General features: G+C 43.8%; 12 protein-coding genes. 3 read left to right on the top strand and 9 right to left on the bottom strand.

The genetic code is table 11. From position 1 onward, the window contains the following. Positions 1-175: 175 nt before the first annotated feature. The gene (locus JMY06_RS10890; RefSeq protein ID WP_201526594.1) at positions 176-856 is read left to right on the top strand and encodes a hypothetical protein; all 681 of its coding nucleotides are present in this window, start codon (positions 176-178) and stop codon (positions 854-856) included. A gap of 59 nt (positions 857-915) precedes the next feature. On the opposite strand, the gene hrpA is transcribed toward JMY06_RS10890, so the two are convergent. The 9 genes from hrpA to JMY06_RS10935 all read right to left on the bottom strand — a co-directional run bounded on the left by hrpA (position 916) and on the right by JMY06_RS10935 (position 20,334). After that, entirely contained in the window at positions 916-5,142 is a 4,227-nt protein-coding gene (hrpA, locus tag JMY06_RS10895; RefSeq protein WP_201618279.1) for an ATP-dependent RNA helicase HrpA, read from the bottom strand. 451 nt (positions 5,143-5,593) lie between these two features. Continuing rightward, on the bottom strand, positions 5,594-6,985 hold the full coding sequence (gene guaD, locus JMY06_RS10900; protein ID WP_201618280.1) for a guanine deaminase: 1,392 nt from the start codon (positions 6,983-6,985) through the stop codon (positions 5,594-5,596). A gap of 91 nt (positions 6,986-7,076) precedes the next feature. Then, the gene (locus JMY06_RS10905; protein ID WP_227672307.1) at positions 7,077-8,099 is read right to left on the bottom strand and encodes an XdhC family protein; all 1,023 of its coding nucleotides are present in this window, start codon (positions 8,097-8,099) and stop codon (positions 7,077-7,079) included. Further along, complete coding sequence (xdhB, locus tag JMY06_RS10910) at positions 8,092-10,665, bottom strand: xanthine dehydrogenase molybdopterin binding subunit (protein ID WP_201618281.1); 2,574 nt, start codon at positions 10,663-10,665, stop codon at positions 8,092-8,094. Before xdhB ends, JMY06_RS10905 begins: the two co-directional genes overlap by 8 nt. 127 nt (positions 10,666-10,792) lie before the next feature. Further along, positions 10,793-12,463 (bottom strand): xanthine dehydrogenase small subunit, encoded by a 1,671-nt coding sequence (locus tag JMY06_RS10915; RefSeq protein ID WP_201618282.1) that lies wholly within the window; start codon positions 12,461-12,463, stop codon positions 10,793-10,795. 150 nt (positions 12,464-12,613) lie between these two features. Continuing rightward, positions 12,614-13,978, bottom strand: a complete 1,365-nt coding sequence (locus JMY06_RS10920; RefSeq protein ID WP_201526605.1) for a nucleobase:cation symporter-2 family protein — start codon at positions 13,976-13,978, stop codon at positions 12,614-12,616. 477 nt (positions 13,979-14,455) lie between these two features. Continuing rightward, positions 14,456-15,148, bottom strand: a complete 693-nt coding sequence (locus tag JMY06_RS10925) for a 1-pyrroline-5-carboxylate dehydrogenase (RefSeq protein WP_201526606.1) — start codon at positions 15,146-15,148, stop codon at positions 14,456-14,458. A gap of 11 nt (positions 15,149-15,159) precedes the next feature. Beyond that, on the bottom strand, positions 15,160-18,417 hold the full coding sequence (gene putA, locus JMY06_RS10930; protein WP_201618283.1) for a bifunctional proline dehydrogenase/L-glutamate gamma-semialdehyde dehydrogenase PutA: 3,258 nt from the start codon (positions 18,415-18,417) through the stop codon (positions 15,160-15,162). A 621-nt stretch (positions 18,418-19,038) separates the two neighbouring features. Then, positions 19,039-20,334: an NCS2 family permease gene (locus JMY06_RS10935; protein ID WP_201618284.1), complete on the bottom strand. Its 1,296-nt coding sequence runs from the start codon at positions 20,332-20,334 to the stop codon at positions 19,039-19,041. A 462-nt stretch (positions 20,335-20,796) separates the two neighbouring features. On the opposite strand from JMY06_RS10935, the gene tolQ reads away from it, so the two are divergent. Further along, positions 20,797-21,543 (top strand): protein TolQ, encoded by a 747-nt coding sequence (tolQ, locus tag JMY06_RS10940; RefSeq protein WP_201618285.1) that lies wholly within the window; start codon positions 20,797-20,799, stop codon positions 21,541-21,543. Continuing rightward, positions 21,540-21,998: a protein TolR gene (tolR, locus tag JMY06_RS10945; protein WP_201618286.1), complete on the top strand. Its 459-nt coding sequence runs from the start codon at positions 21,540-21,542 to the stop codon at positions 21,996-21,998. Before tolQ ends, tolR begins: the two co-directional genes overlap by 4 nt. Positions 21,999-22,012: the final 14 nt, after the last annotated feature.

The raw sequence follows: 22,012 nt of genomic DNA on the forward strand, positions 1-22,012 counted from the left end.
AGTTATGAAGCTGCTGTGATTCTAGCCTGTGTCTTTATTTGGCTGCCGCTGATTTGAATTCTATACAGACCCTAATAGAAATTTTTGCTCATACCTAAGTTCTAATATACAGCCAATTTTTTAAATATATAACCCTCAACCTCCAATCTATACTTGCTATTAATAGGCCGTCTGAATGAAAAAAATATATATTGCCTGCTTTGCGATTCTTCCTTTATTTGCTTATGCAACACCTGTGACTGAAGGTACTTATATTGGTTCTCAAAATAAAAGGATTAGTTTGGCTAACTGGGAATATGATGGCGTACAACAGTATTCTTTGATGATGGTTGACTCATATAGAGATAATACGAGTTACTTAACCACTAGTAAATCTAATAAAATCCAGTCTAATCAGAAGGTAATATTTAACGTCCCACATAATCCTTATGATGATGAAGACAGCCTTTTAGGGGCTACAAGTAATTGCCAAGTAGAAGTAAAATTTTCAAATAATGAATTTCAATTAAAAACTTTAGATGGCTGTTTATTCTCAGAAAGGGTTTTTAACGATTCATATGCCTATTCTAAAAAGTCATCATCCATACCCAAGAAGTATTGGGGAAAATGGGGAGATTGCTCAGAGCCAGCATATATAAAAGAAGAACAGATATCACCAGATAGCTACTATAGCTATGGGGTTTTAGATGTAGAAGAAATGCCTAATAAAATCAGGGTTAAAGGCGTTACTCTTGATGAAGGTACGGTTAGCACTAATGACATAACATTCGATTTTTTAAGTAATAATAGAGTAAACGTTAATATAGATTATTGGGATGATAATAAAGAGTATCGAAACTTAAAAAAATGTTCTTGATATTATAGTAGCGTAGGTATTGCAACAGCAAAACCTACGCTACTATATGAAAAAAACTCCTAACTCACCTTATCCCACATTTTACTTAAACGCTTCGGCGATACGGCCATACGAGTTTTCATCGGTTGAGCAAACAGTTGAATACGATATTCCTCAACCAGCCAGCGATACTCACTAAGAGCTTCACTATTGGCACGTCCAGACAACCGCTCCATATGTAAATCCAGCGCATAAACCCCATCGAGATCAGCTTCGATATTATGCTCAAGGCGCTCAATACGAATCTCAAGCGCTTCTAAATAGCGCGGATATTGCTGCCAATGGCTATAATCCATGCGGTAGACAAAATTGGCAAGATACAGATCTTCTAATTGATCTTCCATATCATCGATAGACTCACCAAAGATTTCACGATCAAGCATCAACAGTCCTTGGCGAATACGCTGCCAACGAGTATAGACATTTTTGAGTGTCTTAATCACTGTCTGTCCGGTTAGTAGGAAATTACTAACCACCGCTTCTGCAGTTTGTTTATACTCCTCAAGGGTAAACGGTAGCTCCTCAGCTAAACCAATAGCGATATCATCGGCGCTTTCAGGCAAGTCTTCACTGTGGTCAAATAATATATAGTGCTCTTCCAAAGCAGCATCTAGCGCCGCATCAGTGACAATGGTTTTTAGCTTTTCCATATCACCAAGTGGCGCAAAGGCCAATTTAAATATTTTATCAATTTGGCTGGTCAGTTGCTTTTTCTTAGCACCAAGCTGCCCTTTCATGAGCGTTAACACACCAATTCGATGTGCCTGTAATGCCGCATTCACATCAGTATATTGATGAACTGAAACCGCCTCGCCAGCCTCATCAGCGACCAAGGCAGCAAATTGCTTCATGACTACGCCAGCACTATGATGGTTTTTACTAAATTTAAAGTGCTCAGGAAAGCTGGTATGAACGCCTTGCTGCTCAGTCACTGCTTGGCTGGTTTCGCTCGCATGGCGAATTTGTAGCGTTGGTAGGTCACGACCTTTTTCAATGACGCGGTTTTTATCATCAACCACACAGATTTGCGGTTGTAGATAGCGGTCAATGGTAGATGGATTAAAGTTATCTGGGGTTATAGACATAATGCCGCGACGGTTGAGGGCTTGGCATAGCTGTTTGAGCAAACCTTGCGATTGTGCTGGTTGTAGCTCATCAAATAAGCTATCAGCCGTATCAGGAATCGGTACAATCTGTCGGCGGATATCTTTGGGCAATGATTTAAGCAGTTGCAGCACTAACTCAAAGCGCCAACCGGGCACGCCCCATAACAGCTCAATAGCATCCAATTGTGGTAGCGCGGCTAACGGCACACGAATAGTCACCCCATCATCGTCGCTTGACGGGTCAAAGATATAACGCAGCGGCAATTTTAAATCGCCCAATTGCCAAACTTCTGGGAAGTCGCCCGTCGTTGGTGCTTGGTTATTAAGAATGTCATCATCAGTAAAGAACAGATATTTATTATCAGTCTTCTCAACTTCCGCACGCCAATCTTCAAAGGTTTTACGGCTGGCAATATGTTCAGGTATTTTCTGATCATAAAATTGATATAGCGTCTCTTCATCAACCAATAAATCACGGCGGCGCAACTTATCTTCGATGCGCTCTACATGGGCAACTTTATCCATATTATGCTGTAAAAAGGGCGCTTGCCGACCAAAGTTACCGGTCACGAGGCCATCACGGATAAATATCTCGCGGGCTTCAACCAAATTGACTTGTTCATAATTGGTCAGCTGCTTGGCGATAATGATTAGCCCAAACAGACTAATCTGTGCATAGGCTTTTACCCGTCCGGTCTTCTTTGACCAATGCGGCTCAAAGTAGTGATACTTTAATAAGTTACCAGCCGCTGAGATAATCCATTCCGGTTCAATCTTAGCAACCGTGCGCATAAAGACTTGTGAGGTTTCCACCATCTCAAAAGCCATAACCCACGGGGGTATTTGCTTAAATACGGTGCTGGCTGGAAATATCTTGGCTTTTTGTTGGCGTGCCGCTAAATACTCACCGCGATTTTCAGTTTTATGGGCGATGATAGACAACAGGCCCGTTAATAAGGCGCGATGTAAATTGGCATATTTAACCGCTTTAAGCTCTTCATCATGGACGCTGGTTGGGTCGCTATTAATAGTTTCATCACTACTATTAGCACCGTTTTTAGCACTAGTTTTAGTCTCACTGCTGCCAGACAACTTAAGCTCAGTGACCATTTGTACCAATTGACGATGGGTTTGATGCCATTCGCGCACGCGTGGAAAGCTTAAAAAATTCTTTTTGGCAAACTGCTTGCGCTGATTACCGGAGAGCTTATTGCCATCTTCATCTTTTTCAAACAGAGCTTTCCAAAGAGTGAGATAAAACAGGAAATCTGAATCATCTTGGCGGAATTCTGCATGCTTTTGATCCGCTTGCTGGCGTTTATTGGCAGGACGTTCGCGCGGATCTTGCACCGCAAGCGCGGCAACGACAATTAGCATTTCACGAATACAATCAAAGTCGGAACCTGCAACCAACATACGTGCCAGCCTTGGGTCAATTGGCATACGTGCCATTTGTTGCCCGATGCGCGTTAGTTTTAAATGATCTAAACCTTGACGTTTTGGCTTATGATTTCTTGAGTTGTTTGACTGACTGTTTACATTACTAGCTGCTTGTGTATCTTTGAAAGTGTTAGAGGTAATCGCACCCAATTCATCCAGCAGTTTGTGTCCATCAGTGACTAAGCGGCTATCAGGCGGTTCGATGAAATCAAAATCATCGACGCTGCCCAAGCGCAGATTAGCCATTTGTAAAATAACTGAGGCCAAGTTAGTGCGTAGAATCTCCGGCTCAGTAAATTCAGGACGACCGCTAAAATCCTCTTCGCTATACAGACGAATACAAACGCCAGGCGCAATACGACCACAACGACCTTTACGCTGATTGGCTGCCGCTTGGGCAATGGCTTCAATCGGTAAACGCTGAACGCGAGAGCGGTAGGAATAACGCGAAATCCGCGCAAACCCCAAGTCAATCACATAACGAATACCGGGTACGGTCAAAGCAGTCTCAGCAACGTTGGTCGCGATAACAATACGGCGTCCACGACCTGACGGCTGGAAGATACGTTGCTGCTCTTCATAAGTCTGCCGCGCAAATAATGGCAGCACTTCGGTATGCTTGGGCCCATGACGCTCAAGGACTTCTTGTGTCTCACGAATTTCAGCTTCAGTGGCGGCGAATATCAAAATATCAGCCTGATCAGGATGGCCTTTACTTTGCGCGTCACTAAAACACTCTTCTACTGCGGCAACCACTGCACGCGGCAGATTTTCCTCAAAGTCATCGTAACTGTCATCATCTGAGCTGTCCACTGGCTCGTCTGTTAAGGGACGATAACGGACTTCAACCGGAAAATTACGCCCTTCTACATTAAAAATAGGTGCCGGTATTTGCCTTTTAAGCTTGGCATCATAACGGCTAAAATAATCGCTAAAACGCTGAGTATCTAGAGTCGCTGAGGTAATGATGACTTTTAAATCAGGGCGTTTAGGTAGTAATTGCTTGAGATAACCCATGATAAAGTCGATATTTAGACTACGCTCATGCGCCTCATCAATAATAATCGTATCATATTTACTCAAGAAGCGATCATGACCCAATTCAGCAAGTAGAATACCGTCGGTCATCAGTTTAATGACTGATTGCGCAGTACCTTGCTCGTTGAAGCGAATCTTGAAGCTAACGGTATTACCCAATTGCTCGCCCAACTCTTCGGCAATCCGGTTGGCTACACTTCGCGCCGCTAACCGTCGCGGTTGAGTATGCCCTATCTGTCCACGTATTCCACGACCGGCCAGCATCGCGAGCTTAGGCAGCTGGGTAGTCTTACCAGAACCAGTTTCACCTGCAACGATAATCACTTGATTATCAATAATCGCTTGTACTAAATCCTCTGCGCGTTGGCTTACAGGCAAATCAAGATTTAATTTGGCTGCTAAATCATCTGGAATATTATCCATCCGTGCTTGTACCGCTTGCTGTGAGCGAGTTTTTATTTTCTCTAACTGCGCGCGCTTCTTCTCGATATCCTCGTCTGGTTTTTTGTTAGATGACGAATTTTTCGACGAAGAGCCACGCTTTAACTCACGTTCAAGTTTGCTTAAATAAAACTTATCTTTGGCAAGTACTGGTAAATCAGTGGCAGATTCAGTTTTTTTATCTACTGTATTTTTTTGAGTATCTTTTGAAGTATTAGGCATATTTGCTTAGGCTATTTTTATATGAAGAGTGATTAGATTATGGGGCTAATTTGGGGGTGATTCAAGTAAGGAATAGTTAGGATAATTAGCTGACCAGCACCCGCCCTGTTCTCAGTGCAAACGCCCAATCCTTACGACCATTTATTGAAGTAAGCTTAGCTACTACCTCTTAACGATAGAATACTTTAATATACTAAATTTACCAACATTTGCCTTGTATGATCTCAAAACACTCTATCAGAGCTTAAATCATATGGAGCGAATAAGTGTACACTCTATGGACGACGGACAAATCTTCTTCATAAGCGCGGTAACAGACAGTGTCTGTATTGACACCATTTGACACGTCGAAATTTTAAAACAGCAGCGGTTATCGTTGTGGGTTTGAACTTTTAAGTTAGTCATATGAGCGAATAGTTACTTGATGCTTCAATAAGTTAGCTTTATATATCTAAGTCGGAACGGAGTTACGATAGCGACTCATACCCGCAACTACTGTCTGCTCAATGACTCTATCATCACCTAACATCATCAGCACAAATAGCCGCTCATCAAGTGACTTGGTCTGCGCCATACGTCGCTCAAGTAACTCGGTCGCTGCCATATCTATAACCACAAAATCCGCTTCCTTTTTAGGCATAAAGTTACCGATTTTATCATCCAATAATAGTGACTGGGCATTGCCTAGAGTAATCTGATAGAGTCCTTGATGAGCTGATAATGGATTGTTTTGTAATTGCTGGACTTTATAGACCTCTGACAAAGTGGTCAGCATCGATAGACTGGTTCCCGCGCCCACATCAGTGGCAATACTGACGCCGGTATAGCTTAAGGTTTTAGGTAAATCAAACAGGCCACTGCCTAAAAACAGGTTGGACGTTGGGCAATGTGCTATTTGCGTGCCGGTCTCGCGTAGCCTTTCATACTCTGAAACCTCAAGGTAGATACCGTGCGCCAAGGTCGTACGCCGACCCAGCAGCCCCATATCTTCATAGACATCTAGGTAGCCTTTATGATTGGGATAAAGCTCACGCACAAAAGCAACTTCATCACGGTTTTCTGCCAGATGCGTTTGCAAATACACACTGTCGTAACTGGCATATAGCTCGCCCGCCATTCGCAACTGCTCGGGGGTTGAAGTAATAGCGAATCGCGGCGTAATGGCCACATGCTGACGTCCGCGCTCATGCCATTTATCAATGATATCTTGGGTGTCTCGAATGCCCTGCTCAGCAGGAACACACAGATGCGCAGGCGCGTTTTGATCCATCAGGACATTGCCGGTAATCATACGAGTATTTAAGCGCTGACTTTCGGTAAAAAAGGCTTCGACTGATTGGGGGTGACTGGTAGAAAACACTAAGGCGCTCGTTGTGCCATTGGCGAGCAACTGATTTAAAAAAAACCTGGCAGTATCATGCGCAACCTTTGGATCACCAAAGTTGGCTTCGGTGACAAAAGTATAATTATCGAGCCAATCAAGCAGCTGCTCACCATATGCGGCAATCATATCTATCTGCGGATAGTGCACATGGGTGTCAATAAATCCTGGCATGATAAGTTTATTCTGATAGTCATGAATCTGTACCGGCTTTTGACCATCATTAGCATTGCCGTAATCTGCCAACATGGCTTGACTACTACCATAATCTACAATAAGACCAGTCACATCATCGACAACCAGTGCACCATCAGGAATATACTCAGGATAAATGCTCACGCCGGCATTGACTGGGAGTAAAGTTATATTTTTATCAACCATCGTCGTTTTTGATAAGCGTTCAGCAAGGTCGTCTTCGGTAAGATAGTGTAGCAACTGGGCTTGATAAATATGTAGGGTCATTTGCAGTTCTCATCTTATTGAATAATACGGGGCATTGTAGCTAAAAGTTAACAACAGGTTTAGAAGTCAATAATTTTTAGAATTGGATAAATTATTGCTGATGATAATTCTGCAAAATTTGGGCAACCATAGATACGGCAACAGCCATTGGCTCTTTACCGCCAATCTGCAATCCGATTGGCATGGTCAATCTATCGACTATTTGCTCACTATAACCGCGCTGGAGTAGCTGGCCTTTAAAACGTTTTGCTTTAGTTGCCGAGCCAATACAACCGATATAGGGTATCGAAATTATTGAATTATTATATATTGAGGCGTTATCCGTGTTCTCATTAGTCGCACCAGTATCAATCGCTAAAGTAGTATCCAAAGCCGCACGCACCAGTTCAAAATCAACGCTGTGATCATGAGTCATAACAAGGATAAAACGCTGACCACTTTGTTTGGTAAACGGTTCAATAAACGGACGAATAAAATCAACAGGCTCATCACTAATATGTGGACGGATATGTGCAGGTAGTTGATAAAGAGTAGATTGTTCGATTTGTTTCGATTTGTTTAGTAAATAAGGCTCAAACATCTCAGAGCGACTGTCTACCCAGTCCACTTGGCAAGGCAGTTCAGCAAGTATGGTCATCAATGCCGCTGCCACATGCCCTGCCCCAAAAACCAATATCGATATTGGTGGCGTCACATTGAAGCACTCGAACATGACGCTGACACTACCCCCGCAGCACTGAGCCAGCTTTGCCCCCAATGGATAATGCTTGGTATAGACGGTATCGCGGCGTACTGCTTTGGCTGGCTTCGACTCCATTTCAATATTGATAGTTTTTTTAGAGATTTTCTCTCTTTTAGATTCTTTTATTTCCATCTCACCATTTAGCAATTGCCGTGCGGTGGTCATAACGTCATGCTCAAGACCGCCACCACCTAGGGTGTCGCAGCAACTGTCGGCGGTAATGACCATTTTAGCTTGTAGCTCTCTAGGTGCTGACCCATTAACGGCAACCACAGTCGCCAAAACGTGCGCTACCCCTTGCTGCTGATATTGGGCTAGACCGTTATACCAGCGCACTGGTGGCATTGTCGGAGCTAATGATGAATCATTCACTGTGTGCAGGCCCTCTTGCCCCTGCCACATTAGGATGTTCTATTGCCTCAGGCTGGTCGTCAACTTGCTTACCTTCAACCTCCGGCGGACTGATATCGTTAGCATGAGGCACTTGTTGTGGTTTGACCTTATCGTCGTCAATGCCACCATTGCTATCGTCATTTTTCGTTAAGCTATCAATCGCCTCAACGTTTATGCCAGTATCAATTTCCCACGGCGCGCCTTGCATGCGCATGACTGCTTTTAACACCGCTTCTGGGGTTGCAGGCATGGTAAGCTCCGGGTTTTTCTTGTAATCACCCAAGCTTGCTACCGCATTATTAATAGCGCACCAGACGCTAGCTGCTAACATCAATGGAGGCTCACCAACTGCTTTAGAGTTATAAATGGTCTGTTCTTCATTTTTACGATCAAACAGTTTAACCTCCCACTGCTTTGGCAAATCATGGGCGGTAGGAATTTTATAATTGGCCGCACTATTGGACGCTAAACGGCCTTTTTTATCCCAAGTCAGCTCCTCAGCGGTTAGCCAACCCATGCCTTGAATGAAGCCACCTTCAATCTGACCGATATCAATCGCAGGGTTAATCGATTGCCCTACATCATGTAGGATATCGCAGCGCAGTACCTTATATTCGCCCGTTAAGGTATCAATCTCAACCTCAGAGCACGATGCACCTAAGGCAAAGTAAAAGAACGGCCGCCCCCATGCTTTTGAGCGGTCATAGAATATCTTCGGAGTTTTATAGTAGCCCGTAGAAGACAGACTGATACGGTGCTCATACGCCAGCTGAATCATCTTAGCAAAAGTGAAATCTTCCTTATCACCAATATAGACATGATTGCGCTCAAATTTTATATCTTCTTGCGCCACATCAAAATGCTCAGCGGCAAACTCAACCAAGCGCCCCTTAATTGTTAGACAGGCATTTTGCGCCGCTTTACCGTTAATATCAGTTCCCGATGAGGCGGCAGTTGGTGAGGTATTGGGTACTTTATCCGTACGCGTCGCCGATACTTTAACCGTGTCTAAATCAACATCGAACTCATTAGCAACGATTTGGGCAATTTTGATGTATAGCCCTTGCCCCATCTCCGTACCACCATGATTGAGGTGGATACTACCATCGGTATAAATGTGTACGAGAGCACCCCCTTGATTCAGCGTCTGCGCCGTAAATGAGATACCAAACTTCACAGGCGTCAGGGCAATACCAAGGCGCTTATCGTTACCCTCAGCTTCGGCTTTCTGGTTGGCTTTTATAATTTGCTGGCGACGATTCTCATAGTCACAGTCTTCTGCCAGTGTATTAATAATAGTTGCCAAATCAAAGTGCTCAATTGGCTGCCCATAATGGGTGCTTTGACCATTTTTATACAGATTGTTTAGACGAACTTGTAAAGGATCTTTTCCCAAGGTATAAGCGATATCGTCCATCATGTATTCAGCAGTGATAAGACCTTGCGGCCCGCCAAAACCTCGAAAAGCAGTGTTAGATACCGTGTGCGTCTTGCAACGATGTCCTGCAACATGGGCGGCAGGATAATAATAGCCATTATCACAGTGAAACATCGCTCTATCGACAATCGCATCAGATAAGTCTGGCGCATAACCACACAATCCTGCTAACTGCATATCGACCCCAAGTACTTGGCCGGACTCATCCACACCAACATCATAACGATTGGCAAATTCGTGACGCTTACCGGTCACTACCATGTCGTCTTGCCGATCTAGACGCATACTGACTGGCACATTATAGCGCTTGGCGACGATACCGCACAGGCAGGCCCATGCTGCGGCTTGGGTCTCTTTACCACCAAAACCGCCGCCCATTCTGCGCACTACAGTATTGACTGCATGAAAGGGTAAGTCTACCACTTCAGCGACCAGCTGCTGCACTTCACTCGGATGCTGGGAGGAGGTGTACACTTCAAGTCCACCATCATCACTAGGCACTACGTACGATACCTGGCCCTCAAGATAAAAGTGCTCTTGGCCCAGCATGTGAATGTGCCCTTGGATGCGAATAGGTGCATTCTTAAGCGCAGATTCGGTATCGCCGCGCTGCATGGTATGAGTGGGACGAACAAAATAATCCTGCTCTAACGCCTCATCAACACTAAGCACTGCTGGTAATACCTCATATTCTACAATGGCTTTGAGCACGGATTTTTTTGCGGCACGATGAGTGGTCGCTACCACCACAAATAGCGTCTGACCTGCGTATTCAGTGATTTCATCCACCATTAATGGCTCACCGTCAAATACTGCCCCGATATCCGTCTTGGCAGGTAAATCTTTAAAACTTAAAACATCCACCACCCCATCGGCAGCTCTCACAGCACTTAAGTCCATACTCAATACGCGAGCATGAGCATGATTGCTTTTACCCACTGCTAGATGCAAGGTTTCTTGCGGTTTTAAGATATCATCCACATAAGTTGCCGTCCCCATGACGTGACTAATCGCACTGTCATGTTTGGCCGAAGTACCGATTTTATTTTTAGGCGGACGCACTCGGCGGATGCTATAGCTGTCAAATAACGAAGATTCATGGCTCATAATGGCTCTCTCTTATTAATGCTCTTTTTTGTTTTTGGCAAAAGTTATATTGTGAAAACAATACTGCAAAAACATAGCTATCATTACTTTACTTTAAAACAACTTTGGCTATTGAATTTTTCTACCTTTAAGCGCTCTCAATTTGTACGTTTTCTACTAATTGCTTGCCGCACTTAATTAATAAACGCTGCACCACATTCATGCGATATTCGCGACTGGCTCTAACATCCGTTAATGGCGAGACGTCATTAGGTAAAGCACGTGCTGCCATCGAGAAACTTGCAACCTCAATGGGTTGCTCGATGAGTACTTGCTGGCAATGTGCGGCCAATAATGGTATCGCTGCCATACCGCCTAGACCGATTTTTGCTTGGTTAATTGTTGTACCATCTGCTGAGACATCAATTTTTGCCGCCAGTAAGCAGGCTGAAATATCATCTTCGTAACGCTTACTAATCTTATGAATAAATAAATGCTGATGTTCTTGCATAAGTGGAATATGAATAGCGACTACATAACTGCCTGCTCGTAGCTTGGTCTTTTTATAATCTAAAAAGAAATCCGATAACGGTATTGTTTCGTCAGTACACGGCTGTTTATTACTATTACCGTCAATACTGCTATTAGCATGACCGTTAGCATTTCCATCAACATGAGTATTACAATGACGCAAATGAATGCGCGCCTCTAATGCTAGCAGAATCGGCGGCAAATCACCGATTGGAGAGGCATTGGCCACATTACCGCCAAGGGTACCCATATTACGAATCTGCGGGGATGCGATGCGCTCAAACAGTTGCGCAAATTCAGGAAAATACTGCTCTAGTACCGGCAGCATTTTCTGATAACTCATACCAGCGCCAAGCACCAAATCTTGCATGGCTAGATCGTCAGTGGACTCATCTCCATTAGAGAGTGACCAAGATTTAAGCTCATCAATAGCAGATAACTGGATAATCACTTCATGATCAATTAAATTCTGCGTAACGCTCAATCCTAAATCCGTACCGCCTGCCCAGATTGTCGCTTGTGGGTGTACTGCCAACAGCTGATTAAGTTCGTCAATTGATTGTGGAATATATAATTGTCGCGACCCCTCGGTGAGTGCAGGTTCGATAGTTTCAGTTTCAGGTGCTGACTCCTCTTTACTTGCCATCGCATCCGTAGCTAGACTTATGGTTAAATCTTTCACTACGGTCTCATCAACGTCTCTTTGCTGGCCAATTTTCTCCATCGCCAGACCTGCCTCGATGATGGGTCGATAGCCCGTACATCGACATAGATTCCCTGATATTGAGGCGACAACCTCATCGTAGCTTAGACCACTGTCGCTTGACTCAGCACTAGTCGCATCCTGCCCTTTCCCCATGCGCTTATTTTCATATACAGAGGCAAGAGACATCACAAATCCGGGCGTACAAAAGCCGCACTGCGAGCCATGACATTCAACCAATGCTTGCTGAGCAGGATGCAGTAGCGCACGCTCTGGATGATTCTCAGGGTTATCCGCTAGATAAGAGGCCGTCATAAGATGATGGCCATCCATCAGGGACAACAGAGTAATACAAGAGTTCAGGGTATAAAAAGGAGCGTTGCTATTAGTACTGTTATTAGAATTGTTAGTAGCGTTAACAGGCAATCGTTGCGCCATAATGGTACAGGCGCCGCAATCACCACTGCCGCAGCCTTCTTTGGTATCGGTTTGACGCGCGTGTAATCGTAGATACTCAAGCACCGTCGTATTAGGATTGAGTTGGGTTAACTCATGGTACTTCCCATTTAGATAAAAATTAATCATATCAAGACTCGGCTAAAATAAAATAATAAGTATTGCGCTCAATAAAACTCGAAGGCTTGAATATTTAGCGCAGGCTCTTGGTAAATCGCATTAGTCAGCCAATAAATATTTAATTAATATTATATAGCAACTACTTCGACAACCTTTTATTTACTGTTCATCGGCGGTTTGTGCTTCAACAGGTAAAAACAAACTCAGTGCTATGGCAGTTATAGCGCCTATTGCCACAGGTGATATCAGCACATTACGCATTAATTCAGGCAGTTGTGACAACACCTCAGGTACCATGGCAACACCAATACCCATTCCCACAGAAGTGGCAATAATCAACATATCGCGGCGATCCAGCTTGGCGCTGGCTATTATTTTAATACCAGCCACCGCCACTAAACCAAACATAACCAATGTTGCCCCGCCAAGTACAGGCTGGGGCATGATCTGCAATATGGCGCCAAACACAGGAAATAGCCCAATAATAATCAAGATAGCTGCGATGTAGATACCAACATGACGGCTGGCTACTCCGGTTAATGCAATGACCCCATTATTTTGACTAAAGGTGGTCGTTGGCATACTATTCAAGGCCGCAGCAATCATAGAGTTAACACCATCTGCCAATACGCCGCCTTGAATTCGGTTAAGGTAGATAGGGCCTTTGATGGGCTCTCTAGAAATAACAGAGTTGGCCGTCAGATCACCTGTCGTTTCAAGGGCGCTGACGCAATATAGAATGGCTAAAGGAATGAATGCCGCGATATCAAATTGAAAACCAAATTTAAATGGAGTTGGAATACTAATAAAACTGACATTACCTAATGAGGAAAAATCTAATCTGCCCATGAAAAAGGCGGCTATCATACCCAAAATTAGTGCAATTACAATTGAAGAAAGCCTTAATAAAGGATTTTTTGAGCGGTTAAATACAACCACTGACACCACTACAACCATACCTAAGAGCAGGTTTTGTAGACTACCAAAGTCCTCTGCACCAAAACCACCAGCAATATCAGTCATCGATACTTCAATCAACGGAATACCAATTAGAATAATAATGGTACCAGTAACCACGGGAGTAAATATTTTTTTCAATTTGTGAACAAAGCGACTAAGAACAACCTCAACAAATGCGGCACAAAAGCTGACCCCAAAAATAGTGGCCATAATATCTTCCGGCGAACCACCACGTCCTTTGACAATAAGTCCAGCAGAGATAACAGCCGTTAAAAAAGCAAAACTAGTCCCTTGTAAACATAACATTCCAGCGCCTATCGGTCCTATTTTTTTACATTGAATGTAGGTGCCGATGCCAGATGCGATTAATGCACAGCTAATAAGATACGGTACATAAGCGCCTAGATCCAAAGTTCCAGCGACAATCAGGGTGGGCGTGACAATAGCGACGATACTGGCCAGCAAATGTTGTAAAGCGGCAAAACTAGCCGGCCAAAAGCTCGGCTTATCATTTAGTTGATACATCAATTCGGAATTATTTTGTGATTCTAAAGAATTAGACATCGGTAAATCATCCTTGATTCATATGGCCTTAAGCCAATAAACGATCCATGTTTATAGTCTATGTCTAATAGCTAGTTAATTAGCCATGTGTTATATGCATTGTCTGATGACAACAGATTAGCTTTAATTAAAAACAACCTTGTATGTACACTACCTATAGCATCCATAATAGCTTTATGTCAAACAATTTGACGGTTTAGTCAGTTTCTAACATATTATTACTGTTTATGTTCACTTAACGACCTACAAAGAGAGTCCCATAGTGTCTATCCAAAACGACTGTTAAGAATGGCTGTCAAAAGTGGGTATGAAAAGTGACTATAATAATGAACAAAAAAACCGAAAAAAAAAAAACCAGCGTTTATTTATCAAGGATTTTAAAATCTCAATAAATAAACGCTGGTCTTAGTTGCAATGCTGGTCTTAATTTTAATAATATTAAATAACGCTGCTAAATATTATTTAGCCATTAATCAGTTACTCTGAACCAAGCTCTAGCAAGCTGGCATTACCACCAATAGCAGTAGTATTGATGGTTCTTACTCGCTCAGTGACAAAACGATACAGATAATCGGGCGTTAGCATATCTGACAAGCCATCCATATCCGTCACTGCAATCACTTGGGTTAAGATACCATCAGTATTGGCAAGCACTTGGCTGATTTTTTGTACATCGCTATGACTACCAGCGACGGCTACTTGCGCGAGACGGTCAATATATAACAAAGTAACAGTTTGCGAGTCATTAGCAATACTAATCACGTCATCACTGATGCCAGTATCATAAAGCACTTTTACTGCTTCAATGCACATCTCAGCTTGGCTTGGGCAATGCAATATCACCTCATTACCAGTTAATAATGCGGCGATAAGTTGTCCAAGTACGGCCATAGTTTTAGCAGATTCGCCGCCGATGACCATGGTTTTACCGCGAGCAGTGACATACAAGTCGTTAGACTCACCAGTAGCGCCGTTCATACGTTGTACTTCATCCAGCTTAGGTGCAAAACTTAGCAAATGGTTAAACAAGTGTCGTGCTTTATTGGCATTCCCAGTGAGCAAGCCTAGCTTTGGAATGGCTGCTTCTAGGTAGATGGCACGCTCAACCGCACCCAGTAATCGCCAAGCTTCACAAACTTGGGCATGGTCTCTTTTGAATTGATTCGCCATGTTGCTACTCCTTATGCGATATTAGTTTGAGTGGATAAAGATGCATCGTTGCTTGTTTTAGCATGACTTGTTTTAACATCATTTTCAGTGCTAAGACGCATTAGACGTGCGACATAATGTGGGCCACCAGCTTTGGGGCCAGTACCTGATAGACCGTAACCACCGAAGGGCTGTACGTTAACCACCGCACCGATTTGATTACGGTTCACGTAAGTATTACCGACACAAGCACGGCGCTCGATATGCTCAGCGATATTTTCAATACGGCTATGAATACCTAAGGTTAAGCCAAAGCCAGTTGCATTAATCGCATCAATAAGCTTATCTAGATCGCGCGCTTGATAACGTAATACGTGTAATATCGGACCAAAATGCTCACCACCAATCACGTCAATACTCTGTACCTCAATCGCGGTTGGCAACACAAAGGTAGATTGCTCTTGACTGACCACTGAACTTGCACTCATTGTCGCTTGCGCTAAAATATTTGCAGTCGGCTCAGCTATCATCCGTTCAATATGAGCATCAAGGCTGTGTTTGGCATCACTATCAATCACCGGGCCCACATCTGTGGCGGCATAAACAGGATTGCCTACGACCAACTCGGCCATATTGCCTTGCAGTAGCTCAATTAACTCATCAGCGACTTCCTCTTGTACACATAGGATACGGCACGCCGAACAACGCTGACCTGCAGAACCAAACGCTGATAGCACAGCATCTTTGATCACTTGCTCAGGCAAGGCGGTTGAATCGACAATCATGGCGTTCTGACCACCAGTTTCAGCAATCAACACCGGCAGCTCGCTACTGGTTTGTGCATGTTCATTTAAACTTTGGTTGATACGCTGAGCCGTTTGGATTGAGCCGGTAAAGATAACACCAGATAAATTATCTGACGCTGTCAACGCCCCGCCCACTTCGCCAGCACCCGTAACAAACTGTAGGGCCTCGGCAGGTACGCCCGCTTTATACATTAATTGTGCGCCAAAATGCGCAATTAAACTGGTTTGTTCCGCAGGTTTTGCAACAACCGTATTACCAGCAGCCAGTGCAGCAGTTATTTGACCCGTATAAATGGCTAATGGAAAGTTCCACGGGCTGATACATACAAACGTGCCGCGCGCTTTATAGACTTGACGCAACTGCTTGCCAGCTAAATCCGTCATCTCGTGAACGACATCATCTAAACGCTCGGCTTCATCGGCATAAAAACGGCAAAAATCCACTGCTTCTTTGATTTCATCAATACTGTCTTGCATGGTCTTGCCAGCTTCCACTTGACATAATGCCATCAGCTCAGCGTAGTTTTCTTCATATAAGTCTGCAATTTTGCGTAATATAGTAGCACGCTGTGACGCAGGTACCGCTTGCCAAGCATTTTGCCCAGCAACTGCCGCATCAATAGCCTGTTGAGCAATAGTTGCATTGGCGTAGTGTACTTCACCAGCGGTGACTTCGTGATTCCAAGGTGCACGTATCGTATGGCTATCAAGCTTATTGGATACCCCATCAACAGCAAACTCACTAATAGTTTTCCCATTAATGATAGGAGCCGCTGACCATGTTTTATGCAAATGACTGTCAATCGCTGCTTTAAATGGTAACCACTGCGATTCAACAAATATATTAGTGCCAAAGCTGGCACGGCGCTTGCCATATATATCAAGTGGTAATGGAATATCTGGGTTATGTAAGCTCTCATTAGCTAGCAGCTTGTCATACGGATGCACGACCAGCTTATCGATAGAATAAGACTTATCTAATAACTGATGGACAAATGAGCTATTCGCCCCGTTTTCAAGTAGACGGCGTACCAAATACGGCAGCAAGTCTTTATGCGCGCCAACTGGTGCATAAATGCGTACAGGAATGCTATAAGCCTGCAAAATATGGTCATAAAGCGCATCGCCCATACCATGTAAACGCTGAAACTCAAAATCCCTATGTGCGCTCATGGTCATTACTGACGCTAGTGTATGAGCATTATGAGTTGCAAACTGGGGCCAAATTAGTCCGCGCAAATGCTCCGACAATAAGAAGCGGGCGCAAGCCAAATAAGCAGTATCCGTGCCTTCTTTACGCGTCCATACCGGATAGCCTGACAAACCTTTTTGCTGAGCCAGCTTAATTTCAGTATCCCAATACGCGCCTTTCACTAAACGCAATGGAATGCGGTCACCGACTTCTGTCGCTAGACGTGCTAGCCATGCAAAAATGGCAATAGCTCGTTTCGAATAACCTTGAACGACTAGACCGAGACCATCCCAACCAACAGTTAAGGGATCGCGATATAGCGATTCAAATATTTTTAAAGAAATCTCAAGACGGTCGGCTTCTTCAGCATCGATACTAATATCAACATTGACTTCACGTGCCGCTTCAATGAGTAGCAAGCAGCGCTGACGCAGCAGCCCCATCACTTGCGCCTCTTGAGTGGCTTCATAGCGCGGATGAAGTGCTGACAGCTTGATAGATACTGATGGCTTAGGCATACCGTCTTTCACTTTGAAACTAGCGGTAGACTTAATCGCATGCAAATAATCATTAAAGTATTTTTCGGCATCTTCATGAGTAATGGCCGCTTCACCCAGCATATCAAACGAGTAGGTATAGCCTTTATTACGGTAGCTTTGGCTGTTACGTTTGGCATCTTCAATGGTCTCGCCCAATACAAATTGATGCCCCATCACGCGCATGGCTTTTTGCATCGCCCCGCGAATCATTGGTTCACCCATTTTTTTGGTCATCCGATCCAAAAATCCTGACGCTGTGGTACTACTGTCAATACTGACCACCCGACCAGTCATCATCAAACCCCATGTCGAGGCATTAGTTATGAAACCATTGTCATCTTTAAGATGCTTTTTCCAATCGGCCACGCTCATTTTGTCGCGGATTAGCGCATCAGCGGTATAATTATCTGGCACTCGAATCAAAGCTTCTGCCAGACTCATCAGCAAGATACCTTCTTGAGTGTCTAAGCTGTATTCAAGCAGCAATGAGTCCACCATTTTGACTGCTTTACCATCATTGCGCACATATTCTACCAACTTGCGGGTCTGCTCAGCAGCAGCGTCGCGCTCTTCGTCAGTAGGCTTGGCAAGGGGTAGCAAGTCGGACAACCAGCGGTCTTCATCAACGCTATATAACGGCGAGATACGAGCATATAGCTCATCTGCTGACTGGGTGATATATTCCGGCGTTAGCAAATCAGTGGGGTTAAACAAAATCGGCTCTTTCGGGGTAAACTGATCTATTGGGTTCATACCAACTCCATAATTGTCGTTTAAAAACCATGATAAATAACGAGCAAATCCAGCATAAGCTGGAGACGGTTGGTTAAGTAGGTCGTTCGAGTATTAAACGGGCTACTACGTCAACAATGTAAAGGCAACAACGTACCGTTAAGCGGCATTAGTGCCTTCTTCTTGTTTGTAGTGAAAGGAGAGAGATTGACAATTTTTAACTACCTGAGCAAAGCAATGATAGGCGAGGCGGTGATAGATAACATTATAATCTTGTATGACGCTAATTCACTGTAAGAAAAACCTCTACGGCGTTGATTGAGGTGATGCGCTTAACTTCATGATGTTATCACGAAAAAAGCTTTCAAACTAATGCTATCAGTCGTTTACGCTCATAATCATACCATTCAAAAACAAATAGATAACATATAACCAAACTAACTGGTGGTAATTACAGCCTGCCCTTTTATTGAAAAATGGGAAGTCAGCAATATCTTGTGATTTATTAAGTGAAAATTAAGGGCAATATTCTAAAAAGGCCCTTTTATCCTAACCGAAGCTATTAAGCAAAAAACCCCTCTCATTACTCGATGACAAGGAGGAATTATAAGTTAATAGTACATTCTATAGAGTGTTAAAAACTTATAGAAACGCAATTTTGGCCAGTAGAATTAACGTCAGTACCCAAACTGGAATGGTAATTTCAGAAAATTTTCCGGCCGCTAATTTGACCGCAGTAAAGGTAATAAAACCAAGCGCAATACCGTCAGCGACAGAATATGTTAGCGGGGTGAATAACAGCACAACCGCAACGGGCGCCGCCTCCGTTAAATCTCCCCAATTGATATCCTTTAGAGTACCTAGCATCAATACGGCCACATAAAAGATGGCACCAGCCGTTGCATAAACGGGAATCATACCGGCTAATGGCGCAAAGAAAATACTTAATAAAAACAGTATGCCGACTGTCACTGCCATCAGTCCTGTGCGGCCACCTGAGGCCACCCCTGCTACACTTTCAATATAACTGGTCGTCGATGACGTCCCTAACAATGAGCCTGCAACGGTCGCTGTTGAATCCGCTAGCAGTGCCTTGCCCATGTTAGGAATCTTACCGTCTTTGTCAATCAGGTTGGCCTGACTCGTGGTTGCTATCAAGGTACCGGCGGTATCGAATAAATCTACAAACAAGAAGGCAAAGATTACGCTGATCATTGTCACGTCAAACGCGCCAGCAATATCAAGCTGCATAAGCGTAGGCGCCATTGACGGCGGTGCGGACATAACACCAGTAAACTGCGTATGACCCGTCAGTAGGCTAATCAAAGCGATGAGCAAGATACTAATGGTTACCGCCCCAGGAATCTTTTTATAGGATAGGCCAATAATAACAATAAAGCCTAAAGAGGCCATTACTGGTGAAAACATTGTCATATCGCCAAGAGCAACCAAAGTTGCGTCATGATTGACGATAATGCCTGAGCTTTGGAGCGCGATAAATGCCAAAAACGCGCCGATACCTGCGACCACCCCTTGTTTAAGACAGAGTGGAATGGCATCGATAATCCACTCGCGAATCTTAAATAGACTTAAAACAACAAAGATACAACCTGATAAAAATACGGCACCTAACGCTGTTTCCCACGCATAGCCCATACCCATGACCACGCCATAAGTAAAGAAAGCACTGAGTCCCATGCCTGGTGCTAATGCTACTGGCAAGCGTGCATAGAGACCCATTATAAAACAGCCCAGAGCAGAGGCCAAGCAAGTGGCGACGAATACCGCGCCTTTGTCCATGCCCGCTTCTGCCAATACGTTGGGATTAACAAAGATAATATAGGCCATCGTCAAAAAGGTAGTTACACCGGCGAGAATTTCTGTTTTGACTGTGGTGTTATCACCGTTGATCCCAAAATAGCGTTCAATTGCGTTCATAAGTATCGCTTCCAAATTGCCTTCATGAATGTCGCTTGCAACTGGCTAATGAAAAGATTACAAGTACCGAAAAATAACGATGTCATAATAAGAAAGCTGTAGTAACAAAGCTTAACATCTTAGAGAATTTAGCTTACAATTTCAATCGCTACGCATATCTTATAGTAGAAAGCTACAATTTAATCGATCGGCCGGATAATAGTCTGCTCAAGATGCTATGTAGAAAGAATATTATTTCTCGCCATTTAACACATTAGTAAATGACCTTTTTATCATTTAGCAGTACACTAGCGGGTTGATATAAGTGTGCAGCAATTATCGTGCGATATTTTGGATGAATTTTTATATTTTCGCTCTTAAATCGCTTTAAAAAAGAAGCAATACGTTATATTTTTGAGGTTTTATCTGGCTTAAATATATATGTTTAAGCAGGTTGTTGTTAATCGCCAGTGAGTCCGTTACATGTCTGAATCATTAAATATTATCGACCTTATTACCCAAGCCAGTCTGCTGGTACAGATTGTAATGGCGCTGCTATTGTTAGCTTCGCTATTGAGCTGGGTGATTATTTTTCGTCTCAGCTCACGTTTAGGTACGGCCAAAAACTTCGATGAGCAGTTTGAGACGTGGTTTTGGTCAGGTGAAGATTTAGCCAAGCTCTATCAAGGCATTCAAGGCTCCCCCGACCGCCAAGGTCTTGAGCAGATATTTTATGTAGGATTTTCAGAATATTTAAGAATGCATAAGAAGCGTCAGCCCAAGGACAACATTATCGATGGCGTTGAGCGCAAGTTGCGAGTTGGGCTAGGACGCCAACAGCAGCAACTTGAATCTGGTATCTCCACCCTTGCCAGTATAGGTTCAGTCGCCCCTTATGTGGGTCTGTTTGGGACAGTATGGGGCATTATGAATGCCTTTTTAGGGCTATCACAAACTGAGCAGGCGACCATTGCTTCAGTCGCTCCTGGTATCGCTGAGGCGCTTATTGCCACCGCAATGGGGCTGTTTGCCGCTATTCCTGCGGTATTGGCATATAACCACTTCACCTCAAAATCAGGCCGACTATATGACTCGCGGGCGCTGTTTTGTGATGAGATGACCGGTATGCTGCAACGTGAAACCAGCACGGATAATCCAACGACTCCCGCGCAAACCACCCAAATTGCGCAAGCCAATAAGGTGGCAGCCACTCAGGTAACAGGACTATGAAACCAAGCCCTTACGCCCGTAAGAAGATAGCCCTTAATTCTGAAATGAACGTCGTGCCCTATATCGATGTCATGTTAGTGCTACTGGTTATTTTTATGGTGACCACTCCCATGATGACCACCGGCGTCGATGTGGATTTGCCTAGAGAGCAGACCAATACCTTAAGCCAAAATCAGCTACCAGTCATTGTCTCTTTAACGGGTAGTGGCGAGATATTTATCAGTTATGAGAATAATATCGACATGCCCATTAGTGAGCCGGAGCTGATTAACACCTTAACCAATCTACAAACGCAAGGTAGTGCTGAAGGGCTGCAACCGCTACAAGTGATGATCAATGCTGACCAAAATAACCAATATGGGGCAATCATGGGCCTGATGGCAAACTTACAACAAGCCGGTATCAAAAAGATAGGGTTATTAACAGGTGCGCCCTTGCCTACGCCGCAGTTATAAATAATTCACTATAT

The sequence above is a fragment of the Psychrobacter urativorans genome (assembly GCF_904846675.1).
In the GTDB taxonomy this organism is placed as follows: Bacteria; Pseudomonadota; Gammaproteobacteria; order Pseudomonadales; family Moraxellaceae; genus Psychrobacter; species Psychrobacter urativorans_B.